The 16,727-nt window shown below is 66.8% G+C and carries 17 protein-coding genes; 8 read left to right on the top strand and 9 right to left on the bottom strand.

Annotated features, from left to right (window positions below; genetic code table 11):
• Positions 1–1,610, top strand: a 1,610-nt coding sequence (locus sphsw_RS18035) for a glycoside hydrolase family 3 C-terminal domain-containing protein (RefSeq protein ID WP_031441831.1), incomplete at its 5' end; no start/stop codon positions are given.
• A gap of 22 nt (positions 1,611–1,632) precedes the next feature.
• Here sphsw_RS18035 and sphsw_RS18030 read toward each other — a convergent pair.
• Both sphsw_RS18030 and sphsw_RS20025 read right to left on the bottom strand, forming a co-directional pair.
• Positions 1,633–3,159: a hypothetical protein gene (locus tag sphsw_RS18030; protein ID WP_031441830.1), complete on the bottom strand. Its 1,527-nt coding sequence runs from the start codon at positions 3,157–3,159 to the stop codon at positions 1,633–1,635.
• A 443-nt stretch (positions 3,160–3,602) separates the two neighbouring features.
• Positions 3,603–3,773, bottom strand: a complete 171-nt coding sequence (locus tag sphsw_RS20025) for a hypothetical protein (protein ID WP_156363498.1) — start codon at positions 3,771–3,773, stop codon at positions 3,603–3,605.
• Positions 3,774–4,047: 274 nt separating this feature from the next.
• Here sphsw_RS20025 and paoA point away from each other — a divergent pair, with 274 nt between their 5' ends.
• From paoA to sphsw_RS18010, 4 genes are all read left to right on the top strand, one after another.
• On the top strand, positions 4,048–4,689 hold the full coding sequence (gene paoA, locus sphsw_RS18025; RefSeq protein WP_031441829.1) for an aldehyde dehydrogenase iron-sulfur subunit PaoA: 642 nt from the start codon (positions 4,048–4,050) through the stop codon (positions 4,687–4,689).
• Entirely contained in the window at positions 4,686–5,636 is a 951-nt protein-coding gene (locus sphsw_RS18020; protein ID WP_031441828.1) for an FAD binding domain-containing protein, read from the top strand. Before paoA ends, sphsw_RS18020 begins: the two co-directional genes overlap by 4 nt.
• 5 nt (positions 5,637–5,641) lie before the next feature.
• Positions 5,642–7,843 (top strand): aldehyde oxidoreductase molybdenum-binding subunit PaoC, encoded by a 2,202-nt coding sequence (paoC, locus tag sphsw_RS18015; RefSeq protein ID WP_031441827.1) that lies wholly within the window; start codon positions 5,642–5,644, stop codon positions 7,841–7,843.
• Between the two features lie 140 nt (positions 7,844–7,983).
• On the top strand, positions 7,984–8,508 hold the full coding sequence (locus sphsw_RS18010) for a gamma carbonic anhydrase family protein (RefSeq protein ID WP_031441826.1): 525 nt from the start codon (positions 7,984–7,986) through the stop codon (positions 8,506–8,508).
• A 49-nt stretch (positions 8,509–8,557) separates the two neighbouring features.
• On the opposite strand, the gene sphsw_RS18005 is transcribed toward sphsw_RS18010, so the two are convergent.
• Complete coding sequence (locus tag sphsw_RS18005; protein ID WP_031441825.1) at positions 8,558–11,143, bottom strand: M1 family metallopeptidase; 2,586 nt, start codon at positions 11,141–11,143, stop codon at positions 8,558–8,560.
• Positions 11,144–11,271: 128 nt separating this feature from the next.
• On the opposite strand from sphsw_RS18005, the gene sphsw_RS18000 reads away from it, so the two are divergent.
• A complete protein-coding gene (locus sphsw_RS18000) occupies positions 11,272–12,246 on the top strand; it encodes an NAD(P)H-dependent flavin oxidoreductase (protein WP_031441824.1) in 975 nt (324 codons plus the stop codon).
• Between the two features lie 36 nt (positions 12,247–12,282).
• On the opposite strand, the gene sphsw_RS17995 is transcribed toward sphsw_RS18000, so the two are convergent.
• Positions 12,283–12,744 (bottom strand): DUF1465 family protein, encoded by a 462-nt coding sequence (locus sphsw_RS17995; RefSeq protein ID WP_031441823.1) that lies wholly within the window; start codon positions 12,742–12,744, stop codon positions 12,283–12,285.
• A 168-nt stretch (positions 12,745–12,912) separates the two neighbouring features.
• The gene (locus sphsw_RS17990; protein ID WP_031393918.1) at positions 12,913–13,110 is read right to left on the bottom strand and encodes a YdcH family protein; all 198 of its coding nucleotides are present in this window, start codon (positions 13,108–13,110) and stop codon (positions 12,913–12,915) included.
• 220 nt (positions 13,111–13,330) lie between these two features.
• Between sphsw_RS17990 and sphsw_RS19105 the strand changes: the two genes are divergently transcribed.
• Positions 13,331–13,486 carry a YdcH family protein gene (locus tag sphsw_RS19105; RefSeq protein WP_081874429.1) on the top strand — a complete coding sequence of 52 codons (156 nt, stop codon included), beginning with the start codon at positions 13,331–13,333 and terminating at the stop codon, positions 13,484–13,486.
• A gap of 183 nt (positions 13,487–13,669) precedes the next feature.
• On the opposite strand, the gene sphsw_RS17985 is transcribed toward sphsw_RS19105, so the two are convergent.
• The 3 genes from sphsw_RS17985 to sphsw_RS20715 form a co-directional block, all read right to left on the bottom strand.
• Positions 13,670–14,092, bottom strand: a complete 423-nt coding sequence (locus sphsw_RS17985; RefSeq protein ID WP_235188463.1) for a PilZ domain-containing protein — start codon at positions 14,090–14,092, stop codon at positions 13,670–13,672.
• A gap of 87 nt (positions 14,093–14,179) precedes the next feature.
• On the bottom strand, positions 14,180–14,641 hold the full coding sequence (dksA, locus tag sphsw_RS17980) for an RNA polymerase-binding protein DksA (RefSeq protein ID WP_031393916.1): 462 nt from the start codon (positions 14,639–14,641) through the stop codon (positions 14,180–14,182).
• Positions 14,583–15,815, bottom strand: a complete 1,233-nt coding sequence (locus tag sphsw_RS20715; protein WP_235188462.1) for a hypothetical protein — start codon at positions 15,813–15,815, stop codon at positions 14,583–14,585. The genes dksA and sphsw_RS20715 overlap by 59 nt, the downstream gene beginning before the upstream one ends.
• Before the next feature lies 1 nt (position 15,816).
• On the opposite strand from sphsw_RS20715, the gene sphsw_RS19095 reads away from it, so the two are divergent.
• Positions 15,817–16,071, top strand: coding sequence for a PEP-CTERM sorting domain-containing protein (locus tag sphsw_RS19095; RefSeq protein ID WP_081874428.1), 255 nt, complete (start codon positions 15,817–15,819; stop codon positions 16,069–16,071).
• A gap of 77 nt (positions 16,072–16,148) precedes the next feature.
• Here sphsw_RS19095 and sphsw_RS17970 read toward each other — a convergent pair whose 3' ends face one another.
• Positions 16,149–16,589, bottom strand: a complete 441-nt coding sequence (locus sphsw_RS17970) for a host attachment family protein (protein ID WP_031441820.1) — start codon at positions 16,587–16,589, stop codon at positions 16,149–16,151.
• Between the last annotated feature and the right edge of the window lie 138 nt (positions 16,590–16,727).

Genomic DNA, 16,727 nt, shown 5'->3' with positions numbered 1-16,727 from the left:
GCGTGCTCAAAGACCGGCTGCATTTCGACGGCTTCGTGGTCGGTGACTGGAACGGCCACGGCCAGGTCGAGGGCTGTTCGAACGAGAGCTGCGCCGCCGCGATCAATGCCGGGCTCGACATGTTCATGTATTCGGGGAGCGGGTGGAAAACGCTCTACGCGAACACGCTGAAACAGGCGCAGTCGGGCGAGATCTCCGCCGCTCGGCTCGACGACGCGGTCCGCCGCATCCTCCGCGTCAAGCTGCGCGCGGGCACGTTCGACCGCGGGCGGCCGTCGTCGCGCGCGCTTGCGGGCAAGATGGAGCGGATCGGCGCGGCCGACCACCGTGCCATCGCACGGCGGGCAGTGCGCGAATCGCTGGTGCTGCTCAAGAACCAAGGCGGGCTGCTGCCGCTCAAGCCCACGGCCAATATCCTGGTCGCAGGCGGCGGTGCCGATGATATCGCACAACAGGCGGGCGGCTGGTCGCTGACCTGGCAGGGTAGCGGCCTCACCAATGCGAACTTCCCCAATGCCCAGTCGATCTGGTCGGGCATCGACGCGGCGGTCAAGGCGGCGGGCGGCACCGCGACGCTGTCGGCGAACGGCAGCTTCGCGAAGAAACCCGATGCGGCGATCGTCGTGTTCGGCGAACAGCCCTATGCCGAGTTCAAGGGCGACCGCCCGACGCTCGACTATAGCCCCGACGACAAGGCCGATCTCGCGCTGCTCCGTAAGCTCAAGGCGGCGGGCGTGCCGGTGGTGGCGGTATTCCTCTCCGGACGGCCGCTCTGGGTGAACGCCGAGCTCAATGCCGCCGATGCGTTCGTCGCGGCGTTCCTGCCGGGGAGCGAGGGCGGCGGCGTCGCCGACGTGCTGTTCCGCACCAAGGACGGGCGCATCGCGAACGACTTTCGCGGCAAGCTCAGCTTCTCCTGGCCCAAACGCCCCGATCAATATGTGCTCAACCGCGCGGACCCCGGCTATGATCCGCTGTTCGCCTATGGCTATGGGTTGAGCTACGCGAAGCCGGGCACCGTCCCGAAGCTCGACGAGACGCGCCCCGCCGGACTCGCCGTGGCATCGAGCGGCATCGTGTTCGGCAAGGGTCGCGTCCCCGAAGGCTGGTCGCTCGTCCTCGCCGAACAGGGACAGTCGAAGGTCCGCCTCCTTGGCGTCAATGCGACGACGACGAACCGGCGGCTCACCGCCTCGGCGGTCGACCGCCGCCGCCAGGAGGATGCACGCAGCCTCGTCTGGTCGGGCGGTGCGGCCGAGGCACGCATCGAGGCGGATCGTCCGCTCGATCTCACGCGGGAGAGCAATGGCGAGTTGAGCCTCGTCGTCGACCTGCGCGTCGATCGCGCCGCCAGCGCACCCGTTACGATCGGCATGGTCAGCCATGACGGTGCCGTGGTGAGCGTCCCGATCACCAGGACGCTCGCGACCGGTACGCCGGGCGAATGGCGCCAGGTCGTCGTGCCGCTGCAATGCTTTGCCAAGCGCGGTGTCGACATGGCGGATGTCACCGCACCCTTCGTGCTCGCGACCGACGGCGCGCTTGGGGTGTCGGTATCCGACGTGAGGATCGATTCGGCGCCGGTGCCGATGACCCAGTGCGGCGACTGAGGTCGATCGGCGTCGCGGCCGCCTAGACGGCGTTCGCGTCCAGCGGCGTCGTCCGCGGTTGGAGGCGGAACGGATCGAACCCCTGCGGCAGCCCGACGCTGACGGGATTCGGCAGGATCCGCCCTACCCGCGTCGCCGCGGCGACGACGTCGGGCGCGGTCCGGACCGCGTCGTCGACCGGGTCCGTCAACCGGTCGAGCGGCGTCGTCGTTGCGGAGCCGGTCGGCTGGACATAGCGCAGCGCCCAGTCGCGGGTCGTCTCGTCAGCGAGCCGGCGGATGACGAGCGCGCGCGCCGCGGCCTGGTCGCCCCGACAGACATACATCTGCATCGCGGCGCCCGGCACCAGCGCTTCGTCCAACAGCACCTCTGCGGTGACGGGTTCGGCGGCAGCGCTCTGTCCAGTCCGGGCGAGCGCACAGGCCTGCCAGGCTTTGACGAGCAGGACGGACGCGCGGTTGACGTTGCTCCCGTATCGTTTCGCCCGATCGAGAAAGACGTCGGCGCGCGTGAGGACCTGCGGCCAGTCGGTCTCCATCGCCGCCAGCTGCAGATAGGCGCCGTCGAGATTGAGGCCATTGCCCTGGTCGTCGGCCGGCACGGTCGTCGCGACCCTGGCCAGCAATGCCTGCGCCTCGTCATAGCGCCCCTGATGCGCCAGCGCCCTGGCGACGATCGGCGCGAGGAACACGCCCTCGCCCCGCGGCGCGCCCGCGGCACGCGCCTCCACTGGCACCGCCGCTCCGGTGTCGATCCCGTCGAACATTGGCAGGAACAGGCCGAGCACCGCGGGATACGCCTCGAGGCGGGAAAGGCGACGCGCATAGGGCGTAGCGGTGTCGAAATCGGCAGCCGCCGCCCAGTCGCCGCGCAGCTCGTCGAGGTAGCGCCGCGACTGGGCAGCGAGATCGGCCCCGGCCCATTCCGCGATCCGCGGCCAGAGCGGCGCATAGCGTCGGTCGATATAGAGTGTGAGCAGATCGTCCGGATCGCCGATCGTCGTGACGAGGTTTGCCGCCTCGTCAGTCGATGCGCCTGTCGACATCCGCATCGCCTCGCGCGTGCGGGACAAGGCTGCGGTCGAGCGTTCGGGCGCGAGCCCCGAACTGAAGCCGATCTCGCCAAGCCGGGCGTTGAGCCGGTCTGCCCGGCTCCGGTCGCCGATCTCGGTCAAACGCCCCGTCAACGCCATGACGACGTAGCGGTCGAAATGCCGCGTCATCTCCGGCGCAAGCCGGCTGGCCTGGAGGAGGAGATCCGCGGCGCGCTGCGGCGAACCGGAAAACGTATAGATTCCCGTCGCGACGAGTTTCGGCCGCGGATCATCCGGCAGAAGCCGCAGCGCCTCCTCGATCGCCGCGACCGCGGGGCCGGTCGCCTGCGCGCTTGCGAGAACACCGGCCCGCACCGTCTGCACCATGCCGCGCAGCGGCGTCGGCCGCGGCAGTTTGGCAAGGACCGCATCGAGCCGGGCGATGTCGGGCGATCGTCCGGCAATCGCCGACGCTGCCTCCGCCATCACCTCGCGATCTGCGGGATCGGTCGTCATCGCTAGGGGATCTGCGACCTGGGCGCGAGCCACCCCTGGGGTCATGCCAAAAGCCATCGTCACGGCGACCGCGGTCAGCGCCATTTTAGATCTGAAAACCGGTCTCATGCTGTTCCCCTCTGCACAGATCCGAGCACAGGGGGCGCAGACTGTCCATCGCTCCACCTCCGACTTTTTTTGACGTCGAGTCGCGGCACCGATGAAAGCGCGAGGATGCGGACTGCGCGCGCGCTGCGGCAACCGGCAGCGCGTACAGTCAGGGCGAGCGACGCTGTTCACGGATCGCCGCCGTTATCGGCCGCCTTAACTGGCATCGGCCGCGCGCGAGCGGATCGAACGCCGAGACGGATCATGCCCGGACGGTCCAGCTGGCGATCCTCTAGAACGGGACCTTTCCCCGGCGCCACGACTGACGTGGTTTCGACTCGCCGAGCGCCAGCCCCTCAGGCGGGGTCCGCGCTGCCCTGTTCGGTGATCGGATGGAGCGCGGCGCGCACGTTGACCGACGTCAGCTCCTGTTCGATCCAGTCGACACAATCGCTGATCTTCGCCCCGACCAGCGCGTTGCCGCCCTCGTCAGCGATGCGCAACGCCTCCTCAAGGAGGAAAGCCATCGACCTCAGTCGAGCAACCGTCTGCGCGTAACTCTGCATCGCTCAATCCCTTGATCGTGATCATGACGATATCAGAATTGCGTGCGATTTGAAGGGTCAATGACGGTGTCGGATTGGGACTTTTGGCTTAGACCGTCAATTATCTCGGTCCCGCCCTATGGCGCGGCAGCCGCCTGATACCTATTTTTTCCGAGTTAGGGCGGATTCCGGCGTGGCGACGCAACCGGTTCCGTGGCGATCCGTTCGTTAGCGGATCAGGGAGCTTTAGATCTTTATGAACAGCAATGACGCATTTCCCGTATCGCGCCGTGGCGTGATCGCGGGTGGCGTAGCGACCGCGACCCTGACCGGGACCCCGGTGGGTGCGCAGGTGGCGGCACCGCAACAGACCCCGCCGACGACGATGCCGGTGACGCTCAAGGTCAATGGCCGCAATACCCTGATCGAGGTCGATACGCGGACGACCCTGCTCGACGCGCTGCGCGAGACGATGAAGCTGACGGGCACGAAGAAGGGCTGCGATCACGGCCAGTGCGGCGCCTGCACGGTCATCGTCGAAGGCCGGCGGATCAACAGCTGTCTGACGCTCGCAGTGATGCACGAGGGCGACTCGATCACCACGATTGAGGGTCTGGGCACGCCGGAGAAGCTGCACGCGATGCAGGCCGCCTTCGTCAAGCATGACGGCTATCAGTGCGGCTATTGCACGCCAGGCCAGATCTGCTCCGCGGTCGCGACGCTCAACGAGATCAAGGAAGGCATCCCCAGCCATGCCACCGGCGACATCGCCGCCAAGCCGAAGGTGACGACCGCCGAACTTCAGGAGCGGATGAGCGGCAATATCTGTCGCTGTGGCGCCTATTCGAACATCATCGACGCGATCCACGACGTCGCCGGCACGGAGCGCATGGCATGAAGGCCTTTACCTTCGAACGCGCCAAGACCGCGAGCGCCGCCGCGGCAGCGGCGGTCCGTACGCCTGGCGCCAAGTTCATCGCGGGCGGGACCAACCTGCTCGACCTGATGAAGCTGCAGATCGAGACGCCGCAGCATCTGATCGACGTCAACGGCCTCGATCTCGATACGATCGCACCAACCAGCGACGGCGGCCTGCGGATCGGTGCGCTGGTTCGCAACACCGACCTCGCCGCCGACGCCCGCGTCCGCAAGGACTACGGCGTGCTCAGCCGGGCACTCGTGTCAGGCGCGTCCGGCCAGTTGCGCAACAAGGCGACCACCGCGGGCAATCTGCTGCAACGGACCCGCTGCCCCTATTTCTACGATACCACCAAGCCCTGCAACAAACGCCAGCCGGGCAGCGGCTGCGCGGCGATCGGCGGCTTCAACCGCAATCTCGCGGTCATGGGGACCAGCGATGCGTGCATCGCGACGCACCCGAGCGACATGGCGGTCGCGATGCGAGTGCTCGATGCGACCGTAGAGACGGTCAATTCGGCCGGCCAGACACGCGCCATCCCGATCGCCGACTTCCACCGGCTGCCGGGCACGACGCCGCATATCGAGACCGCGCTCGCCGCGGGTGAGCTGATCACCGCGGTCACGTTGCCAAAGCCGATTGGCGGCACGCACATCTACCAGAAGGTGCGTGACCGTGCCTCCTACGCGTTCGCTTTGGTGTCGGTCGCGGCGGTCATCCAGCCCGATGGCCGCGGGCGCCTTGCCTTTGGCGGCCTCGCGCACAAGCCGTGGCGGGTCGAAGCTGCCGAGGCGCAACTGCCCAAGGGCGCCAAGGCCACGGCCGCGGCCGTTCTGGCTGGTGCCCGCACGACGTCGCAAAATGCATTCAAGCTGCCGCTGATCGAACGCACGATCCACGCAGTGCTCGAAGAAGCGAAGGCCTGATCGCCATGAAGTTCGACACTCCCGCAACGACCAACCCGATCGACCGCATGAAGGTCGTCGGCCAACCGGTCGACCGCATCGACGGCAAGCGCAAGACCACCGGAACCGCGCGCTATGCCTATGAACGCAACGACGCCGCACCGAGCGCGGTCTATGGCTATATCGTCGGCGCGGCGATCGCCAAGGGCCGGATCGAGCGGATCGATTTCGCCGAAGCCAAGGCTGCACCAGGCGTCCTCGCCGTCGTCACGCATGAAAATGCCGGTACGGTGGCCAAGGCGCAGGCGCATACCGCCCGCATGCTCGCGGGCCCCGACGTCCAGCATTTCGATCAGGCGGTCGCGATCGTGGTCGCATCGACATTCGAACAGGCGCGCGCAGCGGCGAAGCTGGTCCGCGTCACCTATGCCCGCAGCGCCGGGAAATTCGACCTCGCCGCGGAGAAATCCGCCGCGGTGAAGCCGAAGGACGGCAAGCCCGATACCGCGATCGGCGACTTCGCCGGCGCCTTTGCCAAGGCCCCGGTCAAGCTCGACCAGACCTATACCACGCCCGATCAGAGCCATGCGATGATGGAGCCGCACGCGACGACCGCTGCGTGGACGGGGTCGAAGCTGACGCTGTGGACCTCGAACCAGATGCTCAACTGGGCGGTGCGCGACATGAGCGAGACGCTCGGCATTCCCAAGGAGGACATCCACGTCTTGTCGCCCTTCGTCGGCGGCGGCTTCGGGTCGAAGCTCTGGATCCGCAGCGATGCGGTGATGGCCGCGCTCGCCTCGCGGGCGATCGGCGGCAAGCCGGTCAAGGTCGCGCTGACCCGTCCGCAGATCATGAACAACACCACGCACCGTCCGGCGACGATCCAGCGGCTCCGGATCGGCGCGCGCAAGGACGGCACGATCACCGCGATCGCGCATGAAAGCTGGTCGGGCGATCTCCCCGGTGGCGGACCCGAGACCGCGCCGAACGTCACCCGGCTGCTCTATGCGGGCGCGAACCGGATGACCGCGACGCGGCTCGCGACGCTCGACCTTCCTGAGGGCAACGCGATGCGCGCCCCCGGCGAGGCGGTCGGGCTGCTCGCGCTCGAGGCGGCGATGGACGAGCTTGCCGAGACGCTGAAAATGGATCCGGTCCAGCTGCGCATCGTCAACGATACGCAGGTCGATCCCGAATCGCCCAAGCGCGCCTTCTCGCACCGCGATCTCGTCGGCTGTCTCAGGACGGGCGCGGAGCGGTTCGGCTGGAACAAGCGCAATCCCGTGCCGGGCCAGGTCCGCGAAGGCCGCTGGCTCATCGGCATGGGCATGGCGTCCGCCTTCCGCGACAATGTCACGATGAAGTCCGGCGCGCGCGTCGGGATCGACAAGAAAGGCGTCGTCACCGTCGCCACCGACATGACCGACATCGGCACCGGCAGCTACACGATCATCGCGCAGACCGCGGCCGAGATGATGGGCGTGCCGCTCGACAAGGTGATCGTCCTGCTCGGTGACAGCAGCTTCCCCGTCTCGTCCGGTTCGGGCGGCCAATGGGGCGGCAACAGCTCGACCGCGGGCGTCTATGCGGCCTGTTCGGCACTGCGCGACAGCGTCGCACGCAAGCTCGGCTTCGACCCGACCGACATCGTCTTCGAGGACGGCAAGGTGAAGTCGGGCAACCGCAGCGTATCGCTCGCCGAGGCGGCGGGCGATGCGGGCCTGTCGGCGGAGGACTCGATCGAGTTCGGCGATCTGACCAAGACCTATGCGCAGTCGACCTTCGGCGCCCATTTCGTCGAGGTCGCGGTTGATTCGGCGACCGGCGAGGTTCGGGTACGCCGGATGAGCGGTGCGTTTGCCGCCGGGCGAATCCTTAACCCCAAGTCGGCGCGCAGCCAGGTCATCGGCGCGATGACCATGGGCGTCGGTGCGGCGCTGATGGAAGACGCGGTCGTCGACAAAAGGTTCGGCTATTTCGTCAATCACGACATGGCCGAATATCATGTCCCGGTGCATGCCGACGTCCCCTATCAGGACGTGTTCTTCATGGACGAGACCGACGCCAAGTCGTCGCCGATGAAGGCCAAGGGCGTCGGCGAGCTCGGCATCTGCGGCGTCGGCGCCGCGGTCGCGAATGCGGTCTACAATGCCTGCGGCGTCCGGATCCGCGAATATCCGCTGACGCTCGACAAGGTGATCAAGGGCATGCCGCCCGTCGCCTGAAATACCGTCGCCTGACGGCCTGTCCTGCCGCTCTTGCAGACGATCCCGCCGTATCGCAGACATCGAACCGATGATCTGCGGTGCGGCGGTGTCGTTTCGGGCTTCGTCGCAGCCCGCGGGTTCGACGGAGAGACCTTGCGATGCCGCTTTATGCCCTGGGCGACAAACGCCCCACCTGCCACCCGACCGCCTGGGTCGCGCCAAGCGCCGATCTGATCGCCGATGTCCAGCTGGGCGAGGCGGCGAGCGTGTGGTTCGGTGCGGTCGTCCGCGCGGACAATACGCCGATCGTCATCGGCGCGCGCAGCAACATCCAGGAGGGCGCGATGCTCCATTCGGATCCCGGCGCGCCGCTTCGGATCGGCGAGGATTGCACGATCGGCCATCACGCCATCCTCCACGGCTGCACGGTCGGCGACCGGTCGCTGATCGGCATGGGGGCGATCCTGCTCAACCATGCGGTGATCCCGGAGGACTGCATCGTCGGCGCCGGCGCGCTCGTCACCGAGGGCAAGACCTTTCCCGCGGGCAGCCTGATCATCGGCAGCCCGGCGCGTGCGGTCCGGCAGCTCGATGAACAGGCGATCGCGGCGCTCCGCATTTCCGCCCAGCATTATGTCGAGAAGGCCCGCGCCTGCGCAACCGGACTGACCCGTATCGACTAGCCATGCGCGCCGGACCCCGGGACATCGCCCGGGAAACGGCGCCGTTGTGTCAGCCGGCGACCCACTTGGTGACGGCGGGACGCAGCTGGTCGGCGGCGGCCTTGCGGACCGCGATCGTCGACAGCGACCGCGTCACGCCGCCTCGCGACGAGGCGGGCAGATATTTGTCCGCAAAGGCGCTGATCTTGCCCGGCATCGCCGGATCGTTCGAGCCCGCGCCGAGCCCGACGATATAACCCGATCGCGTGCTCGCCTCGAGGAAGCTCTCGACCAGCTCACGGTTCGCGACTGCCCAGTCGAACGCCAGGTCGGGATGCGCCCCCGCGACGGCGCGGAGCAGCCCGGCCTTTTGCGGCGCGGAGATTGTGTCGGTCTTGAGCAGCGCGAGCGCCCGCCCCGCAGTTGCGGGGTCGCGCGCGGCCCCGAGCAGCGTCACGAACCGGTTCTTGGCAACCGGGCTCTTCTCCGCCTTGGCGAGCGCAAGCAGCGCGTCCCATTCCGCCGGGGTCGCGTTGACGGCATAGGTCGACAGGATCGGCTGGCGGATCGCCGGCGGGATCGCGGTCGGATCGGTCGCCAGCGCCGCGACATAGCGCCGCGCACGGTCCGCGACGCCCGTATCGCCATTGGTGCCGAGCCGCCCGACCAGCGTCTCGCGCAAATTGCTCGTCAGCGGCGATTCGCCCGGTTTAGCCTCGAAGCCGATCCGCGCGAGCACGGGGCCAAGGATCGCGACCGACCGCGCGCGCAGCGGCGCCTCGAGCGGGGTGTCGTCGTACAGCCCGGTGATCCGGCCGAGCGCGCCTGCGACCGACGACCATTCGAGCGGATCGGCGTCCGGCCCGACCTTGTCCATCACCGCGAAATAACGCGACAGGTCCTGATAGCCGCCCGCCGCCAGTGCGAAATCATCGCCCAGCGTGCCCAGCCGGTCGGCGAGGTCTAGTCTGGCATAGTCGCGGACGATCGCGGCATGGCCCGCATCGTCGTACATCACGCGGGTATAGCTGCCCTTGCCGCGGTTGAGGACGACCGTACCGCATCCCCGGATCGTGACTCGCGACGGCGCTGCGCCCGTGACGATCGTCGCCGTCTGCGCACCGCCGAGATTGCCCACGACCAGCGGCACGTGCCAGGTCTGCGGCGTCTTCGATGCCGCATCCAGCCCGAACCGGCCCTGCGTCAGCATGGCGGTGGTAACGCCGCCGTTGCAGGTCGCGCCCGTCATCGTCACCAGCGGCACGCCGCCCTGCAAGGTGAAGTCGTGCGCGATCTCTGCGACCGGCTTGCCCGCGGCTGCGGACAATTCGGCCCAGAGCTGTTCGGTGACCGTGTTGCCGTATTTATACTTGGCCATGTAGCTGCGGATGCCCTTGCGGAACACGTCGGGGCCGAGCGTCGATTCGAGCATGCCAATCACGGCCTGCCCCTTCGAATAGGTGATGCCGTCGAACGCTTCGCCAATCTGGTCGACGGTCTCGACCTTGCGGATGATCGGGTGCGTCGCGGACGTTGCGTCGATCCCCATCGCCCCCTCGCGCTCGCCCGACACCGCGGCCGCCTCGGATTTCCACGCTGGCACGAGTACGCCGCTCGACTTGCCCTCCATCCACGAGGCGAACCCCTCGTTCAGCCACAGATCGTCCCACCACGCCATGGTGACGAGGTCGCCGAACCACTGGTGCGCCATTTCATGCGCGACAACGGTATAAATGCGCTGCTTCGCGCTTTCGGTCGCGCGCTTCGGGTCGAACAGCAATTCGTTCTCGAAATAGAAGATCGCGCCCCAATTCTCCATCGCGCCGAAAAACTGGCTCGATCCCGGCCCCGCGATCATGTCCATCTTGGGCAGCGGATAGGGCTGGCCGAAATAGTCGTTGTAATAGGCAAGCAGGTCCTTCGCGGCGGCGAGCGCATAGTCGCCCTGATCGACGACTCCCTTGCGGCTGATGATGCCGATCTCGGTCTTGCCCGCCATCAGCGTCTTGCGCTCCATGTCCCCCATGCCGAGGAACAGCAGATAACTCGACATCAGCGGCGTCTCGCCGAACTTGTAGAGCTGCGTGCCGTCCGCCTGCTTCGTGATCGCCGTGGCAGGCATGTTCGAGAAGGCCAGCTGAGCGCCCGGCGCGACCGCGGACAGGCGGAACTTCGCCTTGAACGCGGGCTCGTCCCACATCGGTGCGAACCGGCGCGCGTCGGGGGCCTCGAACTGGGTCGCGAGCATCCGCGACGACGACCCGTCGGCATTGGCATAGTCGATCGCGAACAGCCCGGACGCGGACTGGTTGATCTTGCCCGTCCAGGCAAAGGCCAGGCTGTGCCGCCCGACGCTCACCGCCGCGGGCAGCGTCACCGTAAGCAGCTGTGCTGCGGCGTCCGCCTTTACGGTGGCGGGGCGGCCGTCGAACGTCGCCGACGTGATGTTCAAATCCGCCGCGTTCAACTGGATCGTCCGGGTCGCCTGCTTGACGTCGATGGTCACCGTCTCGGTCCCGCTGAACGTCATCGCCTTCGCATCCGGGCGTACCTGGATATCGTACAGGATCGGCACGACACTGCGCGGCAACTGCCCTGCGGCAAGCGCGGGCGCAGACACGGACAGCGCCAGCAAGGCGGCAACGGCAAACTTCATGGCGGCACATCTCCGGAACACTCTATGCCGATCGCTCTAAGCATTTGCGGTCACATGGCAATCACACGTGACTGCCGCTCTAACCAGAATGCTGGCGCAGCCGTTTCGGCTGCGCTATGAAACGCGCCATGACCGTACCCGCTATTCTAAAGAGCCTGCGCCTGCCCGTGATCGGGTCGCCGCTGTTCATCATTTCCGGACCCGACCTGGTGATCGCCCAGTGCAAGGCGGGCATCGTCGGATCCTTCCCGGCGCTCAATGCGCGACCGCAGGCGATGCTCGACGAATGGCTCCACCGGATCACCGAGGAGCTAAGCGCGCACAATCGCGCCAATCCCGATCGCCCCGCCGCGCCGTTCGCGGTCAATCAGATCGTCCACAAGTCGAACGACCGGCTCGAACGCGATCTCGAAACCTGTGCCAAATGGCAGGTGCCGATCGTGATCACCTCGCTCGGCGCGCGCGAGGATCTGAACACCGCGGTGCATGGCTGGGGCGGGATCACGCTGCACGACGTCATCGATGACCGGTTCGCGCGCAAGGCGATCGAAAAGGGTGCCGACGGCCTGATCGCGGTCGCCGCGGGCGCCGGCGGCCATGCCGGACGACTATCGCCGTTTGCGATCATCCAGGAGATTCGCCAGTGGTTCGACGGTCCGCTCGCGCTGTCGGGCGCGATCGCGACCGGCGACGCGGTACTCGCGGCGCAGGCGATGGGTGCCGATTTCGGATATATCGGCTCGCCCTTCATCGCGACGGTCGAGGCGAATGCCGACCAGGCCTATAAGGACGGCATCGTCGCGGGGCGCGCGGCGGACATCGTCTATTCGAACCTGTTCACCGGCGTGCACGGCAATTACCTGCGCGCGTCGATCGTCGCAGCCGGGATGGATCCCGATGCGCTGCCCGAGGGCGACCTTAAGACGATGAACTTCGGGGGCGGTGCCAATGCCGAAGGTGGATCGAAGCCCAAGGCGTGGAAGGATATCTGGGGATCGGGCCAGGGCATCGGTGCGGTTACCGCGGTAGAGAGCGTCGCCGACCGCGTCGACCGGCTTGAGCGCGAATATCGCGCGGCACGCACCCGGCTCGGCCTCGTCTAGGCCAGGCTCGTCTGACGGTACGCCCCGCCAGCGGCATTAGAGGACGCGGGCGAGGCGATCCTGCATCGACAAGGCGGGGCTCGCGGCGGGCCGTGGCGCATCAAGCGCGGCGTCGAGCAGCGCGACGCGCCGGTGAAGCTGCATGCTCGCGGTGATCAGCGCCCTCGCGCTGGGTGGAAACGCCGCCAGCATCGCGTCATCGGTCACCGGCGCCTCGCCGAGCCGCCGCGCCGGATCCAGCGCCTCGCCCCGCGTGAGTTCACCCGCCTGAACCGCGCGCTGCGTCAGCAACCACGCGAGGACATGGAGCAACCGGGTCGTGACCTTGAGCGATTCACAGCTCAGGCTGACGCGGACGAGCGGTTCGAGCCCGTCCCGGTCGGTCCGTCCCGTATCGTCGAAATAGGCCCGCGCCTCTTCGGCCAGCCGCATCGCTTCACGGTACAGCGCACCGATCATGCGGTCTTGCAGGGGCAGTTCGGGCGGTCGACCAATCATTCTGCCCGACTGCCATAGCCGCATCGCCGCGCCCATCGGGAAAACGCAGCGATGCGCCAGGATGTGTCCCGAAACGCGCCGCTTCGATCGACCGCTCGATCTATATTATGACGCAATTTGAAGGCGCTGTCCGAAATCACGCCCCGCATCCGCGCCTGCTCGGACGGGTCAGGCGATGATGTCGGGGATCAACTGGTCCTCGAACGCGGCAATTTCGTCGCGTAGCCGCAGCTTGCGCTTCTTGAGCCGGGCGATCTGCAGCTGGTCGGGAACGGTGAGCGACCAGAGCGCGGCGATTGCCGAATCGAGGTCGCGATGCTCGGTCCGGATTTCGTCCAGTCGGACCCTGATCTGTGCCTCGTCCACCATCATGTCCTTCGCCCACCCCTGCTACGCGGTCCTTAGCAAATGCATGGCATTGCGCGAGCACCAAAAACTGCCCGACGCGCGCCGTTCGGCCGCCCGGGCTCGGCCCGTCGCACGTGACGGCTCGCCCGGTCGATTCACCAATCTTCGTTAAAGACTTTTGGGTGGCGCGATGGTTTACTCGGGACCCCAACACGAATGCAGAAGGAGTTTTTCCACCATGCAAACGACGCACCAGGCTGCGCTGGAAACCAAGCATCAAATGCTCGACCGCCGGATTTCCGAAGAGGTACACCGGCCTATGCCCGACGCGCTGGCGCTCGCAGGACTGAAGAAGCAGAAGCTTCGCCTGAAGGAAGAACTCGCCAACCTCTAGACCCAACGCCGTTCGTGGCGGCGGGCGATCGGCCTGTCGTCACGCGGTTCCGGCTTTTCCGATTCCTTCCCCCTCGGGAAAGCCGGACTGGCGGGGTGCCGGATACGCCACCACCGCCTCTTCAGTCAGCCCCTATTCAACCGTTACCGGCAACCTAACGCTGCCCCGCTCTACCGGACGAGGTTACCGTGACCGCGGCTCCCGGAACACGATCGGCTTGGCGAAGGTCGGCGTCGTCTGCCCCTGCCCGACCGACTTGCGCGCCTTCATCGGGTCGATCGTCTCGTCGAGCGCGATTCCCAGACGACCCTGCGTGCACCACGCCACCCGTCCGGTAACCTCACCAATCCCGCGCAGGTCGATCGTGACCGGCGTATCGACGGCAAGCGGCCGATCGAACTCGATCATCAGCCCGCCCTCGGACAGGTTGCGGACCCGCACCTCGTACACACCCGCACCGTCGGCATAGCTGAACCGCGCGATCATCAGCAGGCTGTCACGGACCGGCCGGTTCTGGCCCGGGTCTGCGCTATCCTCGACGGACTCCCCGGCGCCGGCACCTGCCGCACCCTCGGCGCCCAACGACCCTTGGTTTCTCATGTCCATCCGTATTCCTGTGTCCCGACGTCGAGATATGCGTCGCATATATCAGAAGGCGGACCACGTGCCTATGCGCTGTTCGCCGACCCGATATCAGTCCTCGCGGGAGATTTTTTCGTTGCGCTCGTGGCGTTCCTGCGCCTCCACGGTCATCGTCGCGATCGGCCGCGCCTCGAGGCGGGCCAGGCTGATCGGTTCGCCCGTGACTTCGCAATAGCCATATTCGCCATCGTCGATCCGGCGGATCGCCGCCTCGATCTTCGAGACGAGCTTGCGCTGGCGATCCCGGGTCCGCAGTTCGATCGACCAGTCGGTTTCGCTCGACGCACGGTCGGTCAAATCCGCCTCGCGCAGCGAATCGACCTGGAGCTGCGACAGGGTTTCCTGCGATTCCCGCAGGATAGCGTCCTTCCACTGCTGCAGCTTCTGCCGGAAATAGGCCTGCTGACGCAGGCTCATGAACGGCTCGTCGGCCGTCGGTCGATAGCCATCGGCATCATTGGCTGCTGCAAGATTGGTACCGTGCTCGTCTACGCGATTCATTACCGTTGCCATACCACTCTCCCTCTGGCCGGTCGGCGCGAAAAGCCGCGTCTCGAAGCCACCCCCAAATGGTGAAAGGGCCTATAGTCTTACGTGTTCCGGACCACAAGCGAGCAGACTTGCGCTTGGATCGATAATGAAGACACATTCTTGCGTACCGATGCATCCGGGTTACACCGCCCGCCGACGGCCTCAGCGAGTCCCGGGAATCGGCCCGTCGCCATGATCCTGGATGCGACAACTGTCCCGCCACGGCACGGTCTGCGTATTGAGCGCCCCGCCCGTCGCGATATTGTGAGAATGACCACCAGATCACGTCATGGGCGCTTGCGCTTAACGCTTTGTTTTGCGCTTTGTGCGAACACGGCGTCCGAGTGCCGTGAACGCGATCCGACGTCGTCTGCGCGTCGGCAACGAGAGAGACTTTGAGTATGTCGGTGCGGATGGCCTTGGCCAAATTATGCGCGTGCGCCTGCGGAGGCGCGATCATCGGCGGCGGCGCCGTCCATGTCGCCGAGCGTCCGAAGCGCGCGATCCAGACCAAGACGATGACCAAGCGCGTTGTCCCCCGCCAGATTGGCGCCGTCGCCCGTCCGCGCATCCGTCGCGTCGTCACCACACGGACGACCGCCTGCGCGCCGGCCATGGTGACGGTCGCCAATGCGCCCCCGGTCCCCGTGGGGTTTGCCGACCCGTTCGTGGGCGGCGCCGGCAGTCCGACCGCCGTGCCGATAAACAGCGGCGGCGGCTTCTTCGGCGGCGGCGGCCCGGGTGGCGGCTTTGGCGGCGGCGGCTTTGGCGGCGGTTTCTTTGGCGGCGGCGGCTCGGGCGGCAGCATCGTCATCTCGTCGACCTCGAGCGGGGGCTCGTCGAGCACGAGCGGCGGTTCATCGAGCACGAGTGGCGGCTCGACCTCGAGCGGTGGCGTCAGCAGCACCTCGTCGACCGGCGGGTCATCCACGGGCGGATCATCGACAGGCGGATCGTCGTCCAGCACCGGCGGCGCGTCGGTGTCGAGCACCTCGTCGTCCGCCAGCGGCGGGAGCAGCGGTAACGTATCGTCCTCGTCGAGCGGTAACGTATCCTCCTCATCCAGTGGCAACGTTTCGTCGTCGTCGAGCGGGAACGTGTCTTCCTCGTCCAGCGGCAACGTCGCCTCGTCGACCAGCAGCAGTTCGGGCGGCACCGTGTCGTCGACCAGCAGCGGATCGAGCTCGACCTCGTCGTCGAGCTATGGATCGAGCAGCGCAGGCTGGAGCAGCAATGGCGGCTGGAGCTCGAACGGCGGCTGGCATGGCTCGAACGGCGGCGGCAATGGCAGCACCGGCTCAAGTGGCGGGCCACCCGCCCCGGTTCCGGCACCCCCGATGGTGCTGCTGTTCGGCGCAGCGGCCGCGGCCCTCGTTGCCCGCCGGCGGTTCGCGAAGCGCGCCGCGCACTGATCCTGCATAAATCTCGGACATAAAAAAAAGCCCGCAACAACGTGTTGCGGGCCTTTTCAACTATCGGGTGGCAATGATCAGGCGTTCTTGAGCGCCGTCTCGATGTCCGCAATCGGATGCCCGGTCAGATCCTTGGCGAGCTCGCCCGCCAGCCTGCTGCTGACCGCCTTGTGATAATGTTTGCGCATCTCGCCCAGTGTCTTGGGCGGTGCGACGATGACGAGCGAATCGAAGTCGTTCTTCAACGCGCGTGTCTTGAGCAGCTCGGCTGCGTCGGCCGCGAACCGGTCTTCCTCGATCTGATGGAAATCGGTGGGTTCGACCGAGCTCTGCGCGGCACCCTGCGGGGACGAGGCGCGGCCGGCCGAGTCGGTCGCCTGGTCACGCGTCGCGGGGTTCTCCTGCTCGACCGCCTCTTCGACGACCAGGTTCGGAAAGGCGGCATCGCCCTCGTTGCGCAGGAACAACATCTTGCGGCCATCGGCGACCATGACGACGGACTTGTGCGGAAGATCCACGGGCTTTCTCCTCTTTGATCTGTGCCTCTGCCCTCCCCAACGTCCCGCGGGCGCACCGGGTTGCGCGTACCTGCCGGCCTCGGCATAGCCTAGCGCCATGCATGATATCCGTCTGATCCGTGAAAACCCCGCCGCATT

This window comes from Sphingomonas sp. FUKUSWIS1 (assembly GCF_000733135.1).
GTDB lineage: Bacteria > Pseudomonadota > Alphaproteobacteria > Sphingomonadales > Sphingomonadaceae > Sphingomonas > Sphingomonas aerolata.
Note: the sequence above shows the minus strand (reverse complement) of the source record. Positions and strands in the feature narration are given on the sequence as shown.

Bases quoted from the DNA above. Each gene is read 5' to 3' on its own strand.
- sphsw_RS18005 (WP_031441825.1), bottom strand. From the start codon at position 11,143: ATGAAGTTTGCCGTTGCCGCCTTGCTGGCGCTGTCCGTGTCTGCGCCC.
- dksA (WP_031393916.1), bottom strand. From the start codon at position 14,641: ATGGCAACGGTAATGAATCGCGTAGACGAGCACGGTACCAATCTTGCA.
- sphsw_RS18030 (WP_031441830.1), bottom strand. From the start codon at position 3,159: ATGACGACCGATCCCGCAGATCGCGAGGTGATGGCGGAGGCAGCGTCG.
- paoA (WP_031441829.1), top strand. From the start codon at position 4,048: ATGAACAGCAATGACGCATTTCCCGTATCGCGCCGTGGCGTGATCGCG.
- sphsw_RS18020 (WP_031441828.1), top strand. From the start codon at position 4,686: ATGAAGGCCTTTACCTTCGAACGCGCCAAGACCGCGAGCGCCGCCGCG.
- sphsw_RS17985 (WP_235188463.1), bottom strand. From the start codon at position 14,092: ATGGACATGAGAAACCAAGGGTCGTTGGGCGCCGAGGGTGCGGCAGGT.
- sphsw_RS18010 (WP_031441826.1), top strand. From the start codon at position 7,984: ATGCCGCTTTATGCCCTGGGCGACAAACGCCCCACCTGCCACCCGACC.
- sphsw_RS18000 (WP_031441824.1), top strand. From the start codon at position 11,272: ATGACCGTACCCGCTATTCTAAAGAGCCTGCGCCTGCCCGTGATCGGG.
- sphsw_RS19105 (WP_081874429.1), top strand. From the start codon at position 13,331: ATGCAAACGACGCACCAGGCTGCGCTGGAAACCAAGCATCAAATGCTC.
- paoC (WP_031441827.1), top strand. From the start codon at position 5,642: ATGAAGTTCGACACTCCCGCAACGACCAACCCGATCGACCGCATGAAG.
- sphsw_RS20025 (WP_156363498.1), bottom strand. From the start codon at position 3,773: ATGGCTTTCCTCCTTGAGGAGGCGTTGCGCATCGCTGACGAGGGCGGC.
- sphsw_RS17995 (WP_031441823.1), bottom strand. From the start codon at position 12,744: ATGATTGGTCGACCGCCCGAACTGCCCCTGCAAGACCGCATGATCGGT.